Source organism: Sutterella sp. KLE1602, from assembly GCF_001578585.1.
In the GTDB taxonomy this organism is placed as follows: Bacteria; Pseudomonadota; Gammaproteobacteria; order Burkholderiales; family Burkholderiaceae_F; genus Sutterella; species Sutterella wadsworthensis_A.
In genome coordinates this window covers 111,102-126,461 of record NZ_KQ968496.1, presented here as the reverse complement: position 1 = coordinate 126,461, position 15,360 = coordinate 111,102, and the positions used below count along the sequence as shown (strand labels likewise).

Annotated in this window: 11 protein-coding genes and 1 pseudogene; 6 read left to right on the top strand and 6 right to left on the bottom strand. The window is 63.7% G+C overall.

Annotation, left to right across the window (positions count from 1 at the left end):
• Nucleotides 1–208: pseudogene (locus HMPREF3036_RS02350) on the top strand (GDP-mannose 4,6-dehydratase); the annotation flags it as partial.
• A 98-nt stretch (nt 209–306) separates the two neighbouring features.
• On the opposite strand, the gene HMPREF3036_RS02345 reads toward HMPREF3036_RS02350, so the two are convergent.
• Together HMPREF3036_RS02345 and uvrA are read right to left on the bottom strand one after the other, a co-directional pair.
• On the bottom strand, nt 307–1,221 hold the full coding sequence (locus HMPREF3036_RS02345) for an SDR family oxidoreductase (protein WP_062331188.1): 915 nt from the start codon (nt 1,219–1,221) through the stop codon (nt 307–309).
• A 31-nt stretch (nt 1,222–1,252) separates the two neighbouring features.
• Nucleotides 1,253–4,039, bottom strand: a complete 2,787-nt coding sequence (gene uvrA, locus HMPREF3036_RS02340) for an excinuclease ABC subunit UvrA (protein WP_062331196.1) — start codon at nt 4,037–4,039, stop codon at nt 1,253–1,255.
• 143 nt (nt 4,040–4,182) lie between these two features.
• On the opposite strand from uvrA, the gene HMPREF3036_RS02335 reads away from it, so the two are divergent.
• The gene (locus tag HMPREF3036_RS02335; protein WP_231853551.1) at nt 4,183–5,385 is read left to right on the top strand and encodes an MFS transporter; all 1,203 of its coding nucleotides are present in this window, start codon (nt 4,183–4,185) and stop codon (nt 5,383–5,385) included.
• 25 nt (nt 5,386–5,410) lie between these two features.
• The gene (locus HMPREF3036_RS02330; RefSeq protein ID WP_005433879.1) at nt 5,411–5,899 is read left to right on the top strand and encodes a single-stranded DNA-binding protein; all 489 of its coding nucleotides are present in this window, start codon (nt 5,411–5,413) and stop codon (nt 5,897–5,899) included.
• Between the two features lie 108 nt (nt 5,900–6,007).
• On the opposite strand, the gene HMPREF3036_RS02325 is transcribed toward HMPREF3036_RS02330, so the two are convergent.
• Genes HMPREF3036_RS02325 through HMPREF3036_RS02310 form a run of 4 tightly spaced genes read right to left on the bottom strand, consistent with a single transcriptional unit; the run spans nt 6,008 to nt 10,571 of the window.
• Nucleotides 6,008–7,216, bottom strand: a complete 1,209-nt coding sequence (locus HMPREF3036_RS02325; protein WP_005433881.1) for an ABC transporter permease — start codon at nt 7,214–7,216, stop codon at nt 6,008–6,010.
• Nucleotides 7,213–7,914 (bottom strand): ABC transporter ATP-binding protein, encoded by a 702-nt coding sequence (locus tag HMPREF3036_RS02320; RefSeq protein WP_005433882.1) that lies wholly within the window; start codon nt 7,912–7,914, stop codon nt 7,213–7,215. The genes HMPREF3036_RS02325 and HMPREF3036_RS02320 overlap by 4 nt, the downstream gene beginning before the upstream one ends.
• Nucleotides 7,915–7,923: 9 nt before the next feature.
• Entirely contained in the window at nt 7,924–9,195 is a 1,272-nt protein-coding gene (locus HMPREF3036_RS02315) for an efflux RND transporter periplasmic adaptor subunit (protein ID WP_005433883.1), read from the bottom strand.
• A complete protein-coding gene (locus HMPREF3036_RS02310) occupies nt 9,192–10,571 on the bottom strand; it encodes an efflux transporter outer membrane subunit (protein ID WP_196793844.1) in 1,380 nt (459 codons plus the stop codon). Before HMPREF3036_RS02310 ends, HMPREF3036_RS02315 begins: the two co-directional genes overlap by 4 nt.
• 236 nt (nt 10,572–10,807) lie before the next feature.
• Between HMPREF3036_RS02310 and HMPREF3036_RS02305 the strand changes: the two genes are divergently transcribed.
• The 3 genes from HMPREF3036_RS02305 (at nt 10,808) to fusA (ending at nt 15,231) form a co-directional block, all read left to right on the top strand.
• Nucleotides 10,808–11,500: a response regulator transcription factor gene (locus HMPREF3036_RS02305; protein WP_038006330.1), complete on the top strand. Its 693-nt coding sequence runs from the start codon at nt 10,808–10,810 to the stop codon at nt 11,498–11,500.
• A 49-nt stretch (nt 11,501–11,549) separates the two neighbouring features.
• The gene (locus tag HMPREF3036_RS02300; protein ID WP_062331181.1) at nt 11,550–12,941 is read left to right on the top strand and encodes a sensor histidine kinase; all 1,392 of its coding nucleotides are present in this window, start codon (nt 11,550–11,552) and stop codon (nt 12,939–12,941) included.
• Between the two features lie 238 nt (nt 12,942–13,179).
• Complete coding sequence (gene fusA / locus HMPREF3036_RS02295) at nt 13,180–15,231, top strand: elongation factor G (protein WP_005433894.1); 2,052 nt, start codon at nt 13,180–13,182, stop codon at nt 15,229–15,231.
• The last annotated feature ends 129 nt before the right edge of the window (nt 15,232–15,360 follow it).

The following is a 15,360-nucleotide window of genomic DNA, read 5'->3' as shown; positions in this document are numbered from 1 at the left end:
AGGCCGCGTTCCACGGACTTCCGAGATGAACCTTGAAAAGGCCAGCGACCGTTCCGTTCCCTACGAACTCGTCGACCGCCGCGAGGGCGACATCGCCGCCAACTGGTGCGACCCCGCCCGCGCCGAAAGGCTCCTCGGATGGAAGGCCTCCCGCACGATCGACGACATGTGCAGGGACGCCTGGAACTTCGAGTCCAACAAGCGCTGACGCACCGCTCCCCTACAGGAGAGCCAAAGTTATCCACGGCCGCCCCCTTGGCGGCCGTTTTCATTTCATCTTATTGAAATTCAAGGAGATTCAGACTCTCATTTTTGAGTTATCCACAGGGATTTTTTGGCCTCAACAACGATATCCACAGACTTATCCACACCCTCCATCCACCGTTCCGTCCGCGGAAACTCGTCCTTTTTGAGACTCGAGAGCCGGCAGTTGAGCGGCCTGAAGCCGTCGTCGGCATCCGTTCTCCGCATGCCCTCCCTGGCCTTTCGGAAGCGAATGGCCAGCTTGAATTCACCGAGCCTGATGGCCCGGTCCTCGGCCGCCTCCAGTGCATGAACGGCCATATCGGCCCTGCTGATCCAGCCGCCTTCCTCCACGTAGTGGACCGTCGTCAGTCGATCGACAGGCGTCAGTTCGGGCAGGGCGTCCCAGGTCCATCGGGCGAGCGCCTCCGTCGAAGTAGGCGTACCGATCTGAGAGGCGGTCACGCAGAGAGCCCTGCCCTCGGCCGCCGCCGACAGAATGGCGTTCACGAAGTCGCGCTCGCCGCTGTGAAGCCAGCCCGCGCGCACGATCGCTCCCGAAACGCCGCTTTCCTCAAGGAGCCTCTCCCCCTCGTGCTTCGTGACGCCGTAGACGCCCGCCTGTCTGGGATGGGCCTCGGAAGCTTCGTTCCAGGGTGAGGAACCCTCTCCCGAAAAGACATAGTCCGTCGAGAAGTGCACGATCCTGACGCCCGTGCGGGCGAAAAGACGCCCCATGGCGCCGGGCGCCACGGCATTGACAGCCCGCGCAGCGGCCGCGTTCGTCTGGGCGCCCGCCACGTCCGTCCAAGCCGCGGCATTGATCACGACGTCGGGCCTAGCGAGCGCAATGACGGCCTCGACCGCCCGAATGTCCGTTACATCAAGCTCCGCATGCGTCAGCGCCGTCACTTCGAGCGTCTGCGGACGGCTCTCCCAAAGCGCCCTGCCGAGACGGCCCGACGCACCCAAAATCATCACGGACACAGATGCATTTCCTTATATCGACTTATAAAACACGCTTCAGATAAGGCGACGAGACGCTGTCGGACTCCGCCACTTCCTCAGGCGTGCCCTCGGCCATGATGACGCCTCCGTTCTCACCGCCGTCGGGGCCCATGTCGACTACGTAATCGGCGCACTTGACGACGTCGAGGTTGTGCTCGATGAGGAGGACGGTGTTGCCCTGATCCGTCAGGCGGCGCAGGACGCCGAGAAGCTGCTCGATGTCCTTGAAGTGAAGGCCCGTCGTGGGTTCGTCGAGGATGTAGAGCGTGCGGCCCGTTTCGGGTCGCGACAGCTCGGCGGCGAGCATGATGCGCTGGGCCTCGCCGCCCGAGAAGGTCGTCGCGCTCTGGCCGAGCTTGATGTAGCCGAGGCCGACGTCGGCGAGCGCCTGCAGGACGCGCTTGATCTTCGGATAGGCGTCGAAGAACGGGAGCGCCTCGTCGACGGTCATCTCGAGCACGTCGGCGATGTTCCTGCCCTGATAGGTCACCTCAAGCGTCTCCCTGTTGTAGCGGCGTCCATGGCAGACGTCGCAGGGCACGTAGACGTCGGGCAGGAACTGCATCTGCATGCAGACGATGCCGTCGCCCTGACAGGCCTCGCATCGGCCTCCCTTGACGTTGAAGCTGAAGCGGCTTGCCGCGTAGCCGCGTTCGCGCGCAGTCTGCGTCTGTTCGAACACCTCGCGGATGGCGGAGAAGATGCCCGTATAGGTCGCAGGGTTCGAACGGGGCGTGCGTCCGATGGGCGACTGGTCGACCATGATGACCTTGTCGAAGGCCTCGATGTTCTCGATGCGTCCGTACGGAAGCGGCCGCATCGTCGTCGCACGGTTGATCGTGCGGGACATCGCCGCATAGAGCGTGTCGATGACGAGCGAGGACTTGCCCGAGCCCGAAACGCCTGTCACGACGCTCAGAAGTCCGACGGGAACCCTGAGGGTGACGTTGCGCAGGTTGTGGCCGCAGGCGCCCGAAAGCGTAAGCCAGCCGCGCTCGGGCTTGAGGCGCTCCTTCGGCACGGGAATCTTCAGCTCGCCCCTGAGATATTTGCCCGTCAGGGAGCGCTCGCTTGCCATGACCTCCTCGGGCGTGCCGGCAGCGAGAACCTCGCCGCCCTTCTCGCCCGCACCGGGCCCCATGTCGACGAGATAGTCGGCCGAACGCATGGCGTCCTCGTCATGCTCGACGACGATGACGGTGTTGCCGAGGTCCCTCAGGTCGGCGAGGCTCTTCAAAAGCCTTTCGTTGTCACGCTGATGCAGGCCGATGCTCGGCTCGTCCAGAACGTAAAGCACGCCCGAGAGCCCCGAGCCGATCTGGCTCGCAAGCCTGATGCGCTGCATCTCGCCGCCCGACAGCGTGTCGGCGCGGCGGTTCAGGGAGAGATAGCCCAGACCCACGTTCTCAAGGAAGGCGAGGCGGCTCGAGATGGCCGCCGTCAGACGCTCGGCCACCGCAGCCCTGCGCTCCGAGAACTCAAGTCCCGCGAACGCCGCTCGAAGCTGCGAGAGGCTCATCGAGTTCATCTCGCCGTAGGAGTAGCGCTTGTCGCCGTCCCCCACGTAGACGGACAGAAGCTCGGGGCGAAGTCGTTCGCCCTTGCAGACGGGACAAGTGACGTCGGAGCGGTACGTCTCGAGACCCTGCCTCATGTAGCTGAGGGTCCTCGGATCGTCCCACTGCCTCTGCAGGTCGTTCATCACGCCGATGAAGGGCACCCGTAGCTTGCGCGTCTGCTCGTTGCCATAGAGGAAGACCTGCTTCACCTCTTCCGGATACTCGCACCAGGGCGTGCGGACGGACACGCCGAGCACCTCCGCCGCAGCGGAGATGAGCTTGAACTTGACGCCGTTCCTCGCATCCCATCCCGGGATGGCGCCCGCCTCAATCGATCCCGTCTCGGCCGTTACGACCTTCCCTGCGTCGAAGGCCCGCACGGTGCCCGTGCCTTCGCAGGCCGTGCAGCATCCGGCGGGATTGAAGGGGGAGAAGTGAATGGGTTCGAGCGCAGGAACGCTGAAGCTGCAGAGCGGACAGGCGAACTGCGTGCTGAACTCGTAGTGCATCCCCGTGCCGAACTCCTCGATGTAGACGCGGCCGTTGCTCAGGTCGGATGCGCTCTGGCAGCTTTCAGCCAGACGAGTGCGGGCCTCGGGCGAGACCTTGAGACGGTCGACCACGACGTCCACGTCGTGCGGCCGGCCGTCGTTGAGGGACGGTGCAACCTCGAGAACCTGAACGACGCCGTCGATCCTGAACCTCACGTAGCCATCGGCGAGGGACTTCTCGAAATACGCCTTGAAGTTGCCCGTCTTGCCGCGAGAAACAGGCGCGAGCACCATGATCTTCGCGCCGTCCGAGAGCGTGAGCGTGCGGTCGACGATCGAGGCGATCGAGCTCATCTCCAGATGCTTGCCGTGCTCGGGGCAGTAGGGCACGCCCGCGCAGGCGAAGAGAAGCCTCATGTAGTCCGAGATTTCGGTGACGGTGCCCACGACCGAGCGCGACGAGCCCGAACTCCTGCGCTGTCCGATGGCGATGGAGGGCGAAAGTCCATCGATGCCGTCGACGTCGGGCCTCGGACGCAGCTCAAGGAACTGCCGCGCATAAGCCGAAATGCTCTCCACGTAGCGGCGCTGCCCCTCCGCGTAAAGCGTGTCGAAGGCGAGCGAACTCTTGCCGCTGCCCGAAAGTCCCGTGATGACCGTGAGCTTGTCTCGCGGGATATCCAGACTGACGTTCTTGAGGTTGTGGGTGCGCGCGCCACGCACGGAAATGGCTTTCATCATGTGAAGACGGCTCTTAAGGGCAAAATCAAACTAACAAATATAGACTGTCCTACCGTTCGGGGAAAGGATGTCCTCCCGACTTTTCATTCTTACGGCTACTCATGCGCGCCAAACACGATCCCTCAAACGCCTCCGGAGCCATGACGGCTCAGGAGAAGCGTTCCAGCATCTCCCTCGCAGGCATTTTCGCCCTGCGCATGCTCGGACTCTTCCTCATTCTTCCCGTCTTCGCAGTCTATGCCAGGCACCTGCCCGGCGGAGACAGCGACTTTCTCGTCGGCCTCACGCTCGGCATCTACGGCCTCACCCAGAGCGTCCTGCAGATTCCGTTCGGCGCTGCGAGCGACCGTCTCGGCCGCAAGCCCGTCATCGTCGCCGGCCTCCTGCTCTTCATTGCAGGCAGCGTCGTCGCCGCCATGGGCACCACGATCTGGGCCGTCATGATCGGCCGCGCGCTTCAGGGCGCGGGCGCCATCTCCGCCGCCGTCACCGCGCTCATTGCGGACAGCGTGCGCGACCACGTCATCACGAAGGCCATGGCGCTCGTCGGCGCCTCGATCGGCCTCACCTTCGCGTTCAGCCTCGTCGCCGCCCCGCCGCTCACCGAACTCTGGGGCGTGCCCGGACTCTTCTGGCTCACGGCCGTCCTTTCCGCAGGCGCCGTCTGGATCGTCCTCAAGGTCGTGCCCGACGTGCCCACCGTCGCCACCGAGGAGGCGGACGACCACCAGCCCTGGCCCAAGGTCGCCTTCGACCCTCAGCTCATGCGCCTCAACGCGGGCATCTTCTGCCTGCACTGCGTGCAGATGGCCCTCTTCGTCGTCATTCCGACGCAGCTCGTCGAGATGGGACTTCCCGTCCTGCACCACTGGTACATCTATCTTCCCGCCGTGCTCATCGGCTTCGCCGTCATGATGAAGCCCATCATCTGGGCCGAGCGCAACCGCAAGGTCGCCTCGCTCCTGCGCATGAACGTGCTCCTTCTCGCGGTCGTCTTCGTGCTCTTCTCCTTCCTGATGCACTCCGTCTGGGAGGTGGCCTTCCTCGTGACGCTCTTCTTCATCGGCTTCAACATCCTCGAGGCCACGCTGCCCGGCCTCATCTCGCGCACGGCCCCCAAGGCCGACAAGGGGCTTGCACTCGGCATCTACAACACGACGCAGAGCTTCGGGCTCTTCGTCGGCGGCGCCGCGGGCGGCTGGATCGCCCAACATTTTTCATCGCAGGCCGTGTTCTATGCATCGAGTTTTGCTATGCTTTGCTGGTTCCTGCTTGCACTTGGCCTCAAGGAGCCCAAGCCCCGCAGACAGCATGAACAAGGTGAAGCAATTCAAGTTCGATAGATATAATTTTGCAAGTTAGTTAATCATGGCTTCCATCAACAAGGTAATCCTGATCGGCAATCTCGGCCGAGATCCCGAAACCCGCTACACGACGGACGGCGGCACCGCCATCACGACGCTCAACATCGCCACGACGCGCCGCTACCGCAACGCCGAAGGCCAGACCGTCAGCGAAACCGAATGGCACCGCGTGGTCCTCTTCTCCCGCCTTGCCGAAATCGCCAAGGAATACCTCCACAAGGGCAGCCAGTGCTACATCGAAGGCCGCCTGCGCACCCGCAAGTACCAGGCCAAGGACGGCACTGACCGCTACGCCACCGAAATCATCGGCGAAACGATGCAGCTCCTCGACCGCCGCCAGTCCGACAACCAGGGCATGGACGACGGCTTCGAAAGCGCTCCGCGCGCCTCGCGTCCCGCTCCCCAGCCAGCTCCCCAGCCAGCCCGCCAGAGCGCCCCGGTGACGTCCAACACCCCCTTCGACCAGCTTGAAGGCGACGACGTTCCGTTCTAAGCCGTGCGCTTTCGCCTTCATGCGAATCTGGCAAGCGCACCAGCAAACAAAATGAAAGGTCCGAAGCTCACGCTTCGGACCTTTCTGCTTTTCCGCTGCGCTCCCGCGTCACTCGTGACGCACCGCCTCGATCGGGTCGAGCTTGGCCGCACGTCTGGCGGGGAAGAAGCCGAACACCACGCCCGTGAGGGCCGACACGGTGAAGGCGAGCAGATTGATGCCCGGGCTGAAGATGAAGGGCACGCCCATATAGACCGCAAGGGCCTTCGAGACGCCCAGAGCCGCCAGCACGCCGAGCGCGCCACCCATGCAGCCGAGCATCAGCGCCTCGATCAGGAACTGGAGCAGCACCTCGCGCTCGAGGGCGCCGATGGCGAGTCGGATGCCGATTTCACGGGTTCGCTCTGTCACGGACACCAGCATGATGTTCATGATGCCGATGCCGCCCACGAGCAGGCTCACGGCCGCCACTGCGGCGAGCAGCGTAGTCATGATCTGCGTGGTGGATGCCACCTTGGCGGCGATCTCCGCCGTGTCCAGAATCTGGAAGTTGTCGTCATCGCCGTCGGAGAGGCTGCGCCTCTCGCGCATGAGCTCCGTGACGGCATCGCGCAGGCGGTCTCGGTCCGACTGCGGATTCACCGAAACCAGAAGGGCGCCGACTCGGTTCTTGCCGAGGATGCGGCGTTGGAGCGTCTTGATCGGCATGACGAGCAGGTCGTCCTGATCGCCGCCCATGGCGGCCGTACCCTTGGTCTTGAGAAGGCCCACGACCCTGCACGAGAAGCTTCCCGTGCGGATGGTGCGTCCGATGACCTCCGCTCCTTCGCCGAAGAGCTCCTTCTGAATGGTGCCGCCGATCACGCAGACGGCGGCACCCGACTGCATTTCGCCCTGCTCGAAGGTGCGTCCGTCGACGATTTCGCGGTTGTCGATCGTAAAGTAGTTGTTGTCCGTGCCGATCACGCTCGTCTGCCAGTTGCGCCCGTTGGCCACGACCGTCATGGTCTTGGAGGCCTGAGGCGCCACGGCGACGATGCCCGCGATCTGGCGCTTGAGCGCATCGGCGTCCTCGAGCGTGAAGTTCGGCGCGCCCACGCTCTGGCCCGGCCCCATGCGAAGACCGGGACGCAGCATCAGCTGGTTGTTGCCGAAGGACTCGATCTGCGTGCGAATGGCCTGCGAGGCCCCGTTGCCGACCGTCACCATCGTGATCACGGCCATGACGCCGATCACGACGCCGAGCACGGTGAGCAGACTTCTGAGCGGATTTCGACTGATCTGGCGCACGGCCAGCACGAATGCATTCCCGATCATGACGCGGCCTCCGTCTTGCTGTCGCTGATGAGCAGGCCGTCCCTGAAGACAAGGTGGCGCTTTGCGTAGCGGGCCATGTCGGGCTCGTGCGTGACGAGCACGACCGTGATGCCGTCCTCGGCGTTGAGGGCCGAAAGAAGCGCCATGATCTCCTCGCTTCGCGCCGTGTCAAGACTGCCCGTCGGCTCGTCTGCGAGAAGCAGCTTCGGGCGCGTGACGATGGCGCGCGCAATCGCGACGCGCTGCTGCTGTCCGCCCGAGAGCTCCGCCGGCGTATGGTGCTCCCAGTCCAGCAGGCCTACGCGGTCGAGCGCGGCCCGCGCCAGCTTGCGGCGCTCGGAGGCGCCCATGCCGCGGTAGAGGAGCGGAAGCTCCACGTTCTCAAGCGCCGTCGTTCTGGCGAGAAGATTGAAGCCCTGAAAGACGAAGCCGAGGTACTTGCGCCGCAGGAGCGCACGCTGGTCGCGCGACAGGCTCTCGACGTGCATTCCGCTGAAGAGATACGCGCCCGCCGTCGGGCTGTCGAGCGCGCCGATGATGTTCATGGCCGTCGACTTGCCCGAGCCCGACGCGCCCATGATGGCGACGAATTCGCCCTCGTCAATCGAAAAGCTCACGCCGCGCAGGGCCTCGAAGGCCGCCTCGCCCGTGCCGTAGCGCTTGCGGATGTCGACGAGTTCAACTAGTGGCTGTCCCATTGCGTCTCCTCAGGCGCCCTTCTGCTGGTCGACGACGACCTTGTCGCCCTCGGCGATGTCGCCCGAGACGATTTCGGTCTGCATGCCGTCGGTGAGCCCCGTGACGACGTCGACGCGCACGGGCTTGCCGTCACGCAGCACGTAAACGGTCCTGCTCGCCTGGCCGTGCTGGGCAATCTCCTTGACCTTCTTGCTGGCGGCGCCGTGGGGCGGCCCCGGCATCATGGCATTCATCTTCGGCTTGTCGCTCTCCGATGCGGCCTTGGGACGGAAGCGGAAGGCGGAATTGGGGACAAGGAGCACGTCCTGCTTGTCAGCCGTCGAGATCGTGGCCGAAGCCGTCATGCCGGGGCGCAGCTGCATCTGCTGGTTGTCGACCTGAAGATAGGCCGTGTAGGTCACCACGTTCTCCGTCGTCGTGGCGCCGTAGGAAACCTTGGTCAGTTCAGCGGGGAAGCGGCGGTTCGGATAGGCGCTCACCGTAAAGTAGGCCTTCTGCCCCTGCTTGACGACGCCGATGTCGGCCTCGTCGACGGACACCTCGAGCTCAAGCTGACTCAGATCGGTGGCGAGCGTCAGCAGCTCGACCGCCTGCAGGCTTGCCGCCACCGCATAGCCGGGCTCGACCGAACGGGCGAGCACCACGCCGTCGATGGGAGACTTGATGTCGGCCTTGGAGAGATCGTTCTCAGCCGTCTGGAGCGAGGCCATGGCGTCGGCGATGTTCGCATCGGCCACGGCGACCGCCGCGCGCGCCGTGTCGACGGACGCGGCCTGCGTCTCAAGCTCGGTCTTGCTCGGCATGGTGCCCTTGGAGAGACGATTGAGCTCCTGCATGCGCTTGAGCTTGAGCTCCGCCTCCCTCAGGCTCGCCGCACTCTGCCTGCGGCTGGCCTCCGCGCTTCGCAGCGAAGCCCTGTTCTGAAGCACCTTCGCCTCCAGATTGCGCTTGTCAAGCACGATGAGGCTCTGGCCCTCCTTGATCTCGTCGTTGACGTCGACGTTTACCTCGCGCACGATGCCCGAAAGCTCGGAACCGAGCGAGACGGTGCGCACAGGTGCGAGCGTGCCGTCCGCGGACACGCTGACGTGCACGTCCCCGCGCTCGACGGCCTCGGTCACGTACTTGACGGCGTTGGTGTTCTGCGTGCCCTGATACCAGTACCAGGCGCCTGCCACGAGCGCGGCCAGAACTCCGCCCGCCGCCCAGAGGACATAGCGCGAGCGGCTTTCATCCTTGAGCAGAAGCTTCGTGCGGTCGTTGTTTTCTTGTTCGGTCATCTTGCACTCTCCTGTGCCTTCCAGGCGCCGCCCAGGGCGCGGTAGAGCTTCACGTGCTGAAGGGAAAGCTCCGTCATGTTGTTCGTCACGCTCTCCCTCAGGGTGAGGAGGCGCTGCTGTGCTTCAAGAAGCATCGAATAGTCGCCGATGCCCGACCTGTATTCGAGCCCCGTGAGCTCGTAGGTCTTCTCCGTGTGCTGAAGGGCCGTCCTGAGAAGCGCCGTTCGGTCCTGTGCGGACCGGATGCCGTTGAGGGCGTTGTCCGTCTCCTCAAGCGCCTTCACGATGACGGATAGGTAGTTCGCCTTCGCCTTGTCCAGCGATGCGGCGGCCCTCTCCTCCTGTGCGGCCAGACTGCCCCAGTTGAGCACGGGCATGGACAGCGCGCCGATCAGGGACGCGATGCCCGTGCCGCTCGCGCCGAGGGCGCCGAGCGTCGCGGCCTGCGTGCCGAGCGAGCCCGAGAGCGACAGCGTCGGGAAATAGCTTTCGCGGGCGCTCCTGAGATCGGCGCCTGCAGCCAGAAGAGAGGCCTGCGCGCTGCGGATGTCAGGACGCTTCATCAGCGTCTCGGCGGGAATCGAGGCGGTCAGGCGAATCGGCGCCTGAGGTACGGAACCCGTGCCCAGATCGAGCTTGTCGGCGGGAATCGTCGTCAGGCGGGCCAGTGCGTTTCGATAGGTGGCTTCGGTCGCCTTCAGCTGAGGAATCGCGGCTCGGGCGGAGGCGACCTGCGAAAGCGCGTCCTCGGCCTCCGAGGCGCTGCTCAGGCCTGCGCCTGCACGCCAGCCCGCGATCTCGGCACTTTCCTCGTAGTTCCTGACGGTGTCCTCGGCGATCTGCAGGAGAACCTGCGTCGAACGCAGGTTGATGTACGCCTGAGCCGTCTCGGCCTCGACGAGCGCCTGCGCATCGGCAACGGAGATTTCGCTCGCGAGCGCCTCATAGCGTCTGGCGGTCTCGTTGGAGAGATCCGCACCCGCGAGGTTCCACGACCACTTCATGTCGGCGGAGGCCGAGAAACTGTCGCTCGAACCGCCGTCGGCATGGCGGTGCGAAGCGTCGCCACCGATCGTGGCCTCGGGAAAGAGCGCATGCTGCGCCTCCGACAGGCCCGCTCTGGCCGTACGCAGTGATGCGAGCGCTGTGAGCACGTCGGCATTTGCGCTTCTGGCCTTCTCAACGAGCGCCGATAGCTTCGGATCGTTCCAGGACTGCCAGAATTCGGCGGGGTCGGCAGGCGCCTGAGTCTCAATCGAGACGCTCCAGGCCCCGGGAGCCGCCTCCTCGGCCATGGTCTTCATGTCCGGCATCTGCACTGCGCAGCCAGAGAGGAACAGCGCGCCGATCAGCAAGCCCAGGACAGACCTCTTCATCGTCAACGGATTCGTCATTGTTTTTCTGCTGTATCCGGTCTTTGGGAAATTTGAACGAGAATCATAAACGGTTGAGATCCTCACTTTCATTCTCCTACAGACCACAACGGCGTTCCACAGGCTTCGGGTAAAGGTTTCGGAAGAGCACGTAACAAACTTTTGCTCGCCGATTTTTGTTAACATGAGTCATTCCATTGTTCCAAGTCACGGTTCAAGCCGTTATTTTCGGGTCCGTTATGTTCAAGCATCCCCGTCCCATCCTCATCGTCGACGATGACGTCGAGCTCGTCACGCTTCTCGTCGACTACCTGCAGCTCGAGGGCTTCGCTCCCGTTGCTGCCCACAACGGCACCGAGGCTCTGGAACTGCTTTCAAGACAGGAATTTGAAATCGTCGTGCTCGACGTGATGATGCCCGGCATGAGCGGCGTGGAGGTTCTCAAACGCATTCGCGAAAAGAGCCAGCTTCCCGTTCTCATGCTCACCGCCAAGGGCGATCCCGTCGACCGCATCATCGGCCTCGAGCTCGGCGCCGACGACTACGTTCCCAAGCCCTGTCCGCCGCGCGAGCTTGCCGCCCGACTCAACGCGATTCTCCGCCGCACGGCCAACATGCCCTCTGCGATCGCCCCCGTAGTGGCTGGCCCCCTCACCATCAACCCGAGCCGCCGCGAAGCCACGGCCAATGGCATCGTCATCGACCTGACGGGCACCGAACTCACGCTCCTTGAGGTGCTGGCCCGCAAGGTCGGCACTCCCGTCCCGAAGGACGAGATCTACCAGAAGGTGCTCGGCCGCGCCATGCAGCGCTATGACCGCGCGATCGACGTCCACGTCTCCTCGATCCGCCACAAGCTCGCCGCCGTGCTTGGAACGAGCGTCGCGATCGAAAGCATCCGCGGCGTGGGCTATCAGTTCGTGGTCCGCTGATCCGCTGCATCCGCCGACTCGCCGTCCCGCCGAAAAGAAGGAGTAGCTCATGCTCAACCGCCTGTTCAACACGCTTTTCGGCAAGCTCTTCGCCGGCTTCTGCCTCGTCATTCTGCTGACGGCGGCAGGCGTCTGGATGGCCGCCTACTCGGCCCAGAGCCAGCAGAACGAGGACATCGGCCGCATTGAATGGCGATTCATCGCACACAAGTCCGTCGACAGCGCCGTCGGCATCTACGAGGTGGCTGGCAGGGACGGCCTCATCTCATGGCTGCGCAACGAGCGCCTCAACACCAATCCCATCGTCTTCGTGCTTGACAGCAGCGGCCGGGAAATCTCCGGACGCAAGCTGCCCGACAAGGCCTACGAAAGTCTTGAGGCCATCCGCAAGCTCACCGACGCCCCCAACGGTCCGCCAGAAAAGCGCCTGCCCGTCAGAACCGTCGAGATCGACAACGAGCCCTGCGAATTCTTCGCCGTGCGCACCGTCGCCTTCCCCGTTAGACTGATTCCCCCTGAGCTCCATCACTTTCCGATCGCGCTGACCCTTTCGCTCGCCGCCTTCTTCACGCTACTCGTCTCCTGGCTTCTCGCCCGCCTCTACACGCGCAGCCTCCACACGCTCGACGGCGCCATGCGCCGCTTCGCCGACGGCGCCTTCGACACCCGCACCTCCGAGGAACTCGCCCGCGGGGACGCCGAGGTCGCCAACCTCGCACGCGTCTTCGACGGCATGGCGGACAAGATCGAGTCCCTCATCACAAGGCAGCGAAGGCTCTTTCACGACGTGAGCCACGAGGTCCGCAGCCCGCTCGCGCGCATCGAGGTGGCGCTTGAGCTTGCGAGGCGCGACCCCGCACGCACGCAGGACTCGCTCGGACGCATCGAGAAGGAGGTCGGCAACATCAACGCACTGGTGGAGTCGCTTCTCACCTATGCCCGTCTTGAAAACGGCGCCAACATGACGAAGTCGCCCGTCGGTCTCGCGGACATCCTCGAGGGCGTTGCCGACGACCTCGGCTTCGAGGCCCAGCAGAAGAACGTGACCGTGAAGACGGTGCTCGAGGGGGATCCCGTCGTCGATGCGGACGGCAACCTGATCGCAAGGGCCGTCGACAACATTGCGCGCAACTCGCTTCGCCACGCACCCGAAGACTCCACGATCCTCCTGTCGCTCTCCTCGGACGCGGAGAGCTTCATCATCAGATGCAGGGACGAGGGTCCCGGCATGCCCGAAGAGGAGCTCGCAGGCATGTTCTCGCCCTTCGTGCGCGGCGCCAACGTCCGCACGGGCACGGGGTTCGGCCTTGGGCTCGCCATCGCCAGACGAAGCGTGACGGCGCACGGCGGCGCCATCACGGCGCGCAATGTCAGCCCCCACGGTCTCGAGACCGAAATCCGTCTGCCAAAGTCCATTGAAATCGGTTGCGACGAGCCCTGAACGGCCCTGAAAGCAAAAAGCCTTGCCGCGAAATCATCGGGGCAAGGCTTTTGTGTTTTGGCGCAACTATACAGTTTGCCCCTTTTCGCCCGAAAAAACCAGTGTCTTCTCTCATCCTGTCGACATAAGTCAACATCTTTCGTCATAACACCCTATCTCCACTCCCGCGGGCGCACAATTGAAAGGCTGACGGCTTGACCAGCCGTTCAAAAAATTGTTCTGGAAGAGGAGAACAGCAATGAGCAACTATCTGACCGAGAATCTTCGTACCGTAGCGTTGGTGGGGCACGGCTCCTGCGGCAAGACTTCCCTCATCGAAGCCATGCTCTACCGCACCGGCATGATTTCCGAACTCGGCTCCATTGAGCGCGGCAACACGATGTGCGACAACGACGCGCTTGAAAAGCAGGTCCAGCACTCCATCCGTCTGGCCGTCGCTCACGTCGACACAGCTCTTCCCGACCTCACCCCCGTGCGCATTCACGTGCTCGACACCCCGGGGTACCCCGACTACATCGGTCAGGACATGTCCGCGCTTGACGCCGTCAAGTCCGTCTGCGCCGTCATCGACGCCACCAAGGGCGTCGAGCTTCTGACGCGCCGCATGATGGACATCGCCAAGGAACGCGGTCTGTGCCGCATGATCGTGATCAACAAGTTCGACGCACCCGACGTCGACCTCGAACAGCTGCTTCTGGACCTGCAGGAAGTCTGGGGTCCGGGCGTTCTCCCGATCAACCTTCCCGCCAACAACCGCTCCATCGTCATCGACTGCTTCGACAAGGACGAAGGAGAAGCCGACATTCTCAGCGTCGGTGAAGTCCATCGCGCCTTCATTGAAAAGATCATCGAGCAGGACGACGAAATGCTCGAGCACTATCTCGAGGAAGGCAGCGTCGACCCTCGCACCCTGCACCCGCTCATCACGAAGGCCCTGCGTGAAGGCACGGTCATCCCCGTCTGCTTCGTCTCCGCGAAGAACCTGATCGGCATCCGCGACTTCATGAAGGTCATCATCCGCCATCTTCCGAGCCCGGCCGAAGCCAACGACGCTCTCTTCATCCATGCCGACGGCACGCCGTTCATCACGCGTCCGGAAAAGGATCTGCCCGTCGTCGCCCAGGTCTTCAAGGTCGTCAATGACCCGTACATCGGCAAGATCGGCATCTTCCGCGTCCATCAGGGCACAATCCAGAAGGACACCACGCTCTACGTCGACGACAACAAGAAGGGCGTGAAAGCCGCTCACCCGCTGCTCCTCCAGGGCAAGAACACGACCGAAACCGACTTCCTCAGCCCGGGCGACATCGGCGCCCTCGCCAAGATCGATGAACTCACCTACGGCTCGATCCTTCACTCGGATCCGAACCTCTGCGACGTGCGCATGCGTCCGATCAACTTCCCGAAGCCGATGTTCGGCCTCGCGATCGCACCGTCCCGCCGCGGCGACGAAGCCCGCATGGGCGAAGTCCTCAACAAGATGCTCTCCGAAGATCCGACGATGGCCGTCGACCATGACGCCGTGCTCAACGAGACCGTGATCCGCGGCCTGACCGAAATGCACGTCCGTTCGATCCTCGACCGCATGAAGGTCAACTTCAAGCTTGAAGTCGTCACCGGCACGCCGAGCGTTCCGTACCGCGAGACCATTACCGCGCCGGCCGAAGGCCATGCCCGCCACAAGAAGCAGACGGGCGGCGCTGGCCAGTTCGGCGAAGTCTACCTGCGCATCGAGCCGCTCGAACGCGGCGCGGGCTTCGAGTTCCACGACGAGGTCAAGGGTGGCGTGATTCCGTTCAACTTGATCCCCGCCGTTGAAAAGGGCGTCCGCGAAGTGCTCGACTCCGGTTACCTCGCCGGGTACCCGATCCAGGACGTCAAGGTCACCGTCTACGACGGCAAGAGCCACCCCGTCGACTCGAAGGAAGTCGCCTTCGTCGCCGCCGGCCGCAAGGCTTTCCTTGACGCGCTCGCCAACGCCCAGCCGAAGATCCTCGAACCGATCGTCCGCATCGAGATCACGGCGCCCGACATGTACATGGGCGACCTTGCAGGCGACCTCGCCAGCCGTCGTGGCCAGGTGTCCGGCACCGACTCCCTGCCCGGCGGCCTGATGGAAATCACCGGCGTCGTGCCGCTTTCCGAACTCGACGGCTACGCCACCCGCCTGCACGCCCTCACGCAGGGCACGGGCAGCTGGTCCATGGAGCTTGACAGCTACCAGCCGGTTCCGGCCCAGAAGCAGGCCGAACTTGCAGGCAAGTTCCACCGCGAGGACGACGAGGAATAATCCTCTTCGCTGAATCCGGCCACTGACAAGGCCGCCGTATCTTTGATGCGGCGGCCTTTTTCCCGCTTTTTCAAGCCTCTGCCGCCGTCACTTCCTTATAATCTGTTTCCTCCACGTTCACTTTCCAAA

Coding starts and splice junctions, on each gene's coding strand:
- HMPREF3036_RS02330 (WP_005433879.1), top strand. CDS start 5,411: ATGGCTTCCATCAACAAGGTAATCCTGATCGGCAATCTCGGCCGAGAT.
- HMPREF3036_RS02315 (WP_005433883.1), bottom strand. CDS start 9,195: ATGACCGAACAAGAAAACAACGACCGCACGAAGCTTCTGCTCAAGGAT.
- HMPREF3036_RS02300 (WP_062331181.1), top strand. CDS start 11,550: ATGCTCAACCGCCTGTTCAACACGCTTTTCGGCAAGCTCTTCGCCGGC.
- HMPREF3036_RS02305 (WP_038006330.1), top strand. CDS start 10,808: ATGTTCAAGCATCCCCGTCCCATCCTCATCGTCGACGATGACGTCGAG.
- HMPREF3036_RS02335 (WP_231853551.1), top strand. CDS start 4,183: ATGACGGCTCAGGAGAAGCGTTCCAGCATCTCCCTCGCAGGCATTTTC.
- HMPREF3036_RS02345 (WP_062331188.1), bottom strand. CDS start 1,221: ATGATTTTGGGTGCGTCGGGCCGTCTCGGCAGGGCGCTTTGGGAGAGC.
- fusA (WP_005433894.1), top strand. CDS start 13,180: ATGAGCAACTATCTGACCGAGAATCTTCGTACCGTAGCGTTGGTGGGG.
- HMPREF3036_RS02320 (WP_005433882.1), bottom strand. CDS start 7,914: ATGGGACAGCCACTAGTTGAACTCGTCGACATCCGCAAGCGCTACGGC.
- uvrA (WP_062331196.1), bottom strand. CDS start 4,039: ATGAAAGCCATTTCCGTGCGTGGCGCGCGCACCCACAACCTCAAGAAC.
- HMPREF3036_RS02325 (WP_005433881.1), bottom strand. CDS start 7,216: ATGATCGGGAATGCATTCGTGCTGGCCGTGCGCCAGATCAGTCGAAAT.
- HMPREF3036_RS02310 (WP_196793844.1), bottom strand. CDS start 10,571: ATGAAGAGGTCTGTCCTGGGCTTGCTGATCGGCGCGCTGTTCCTCTCT.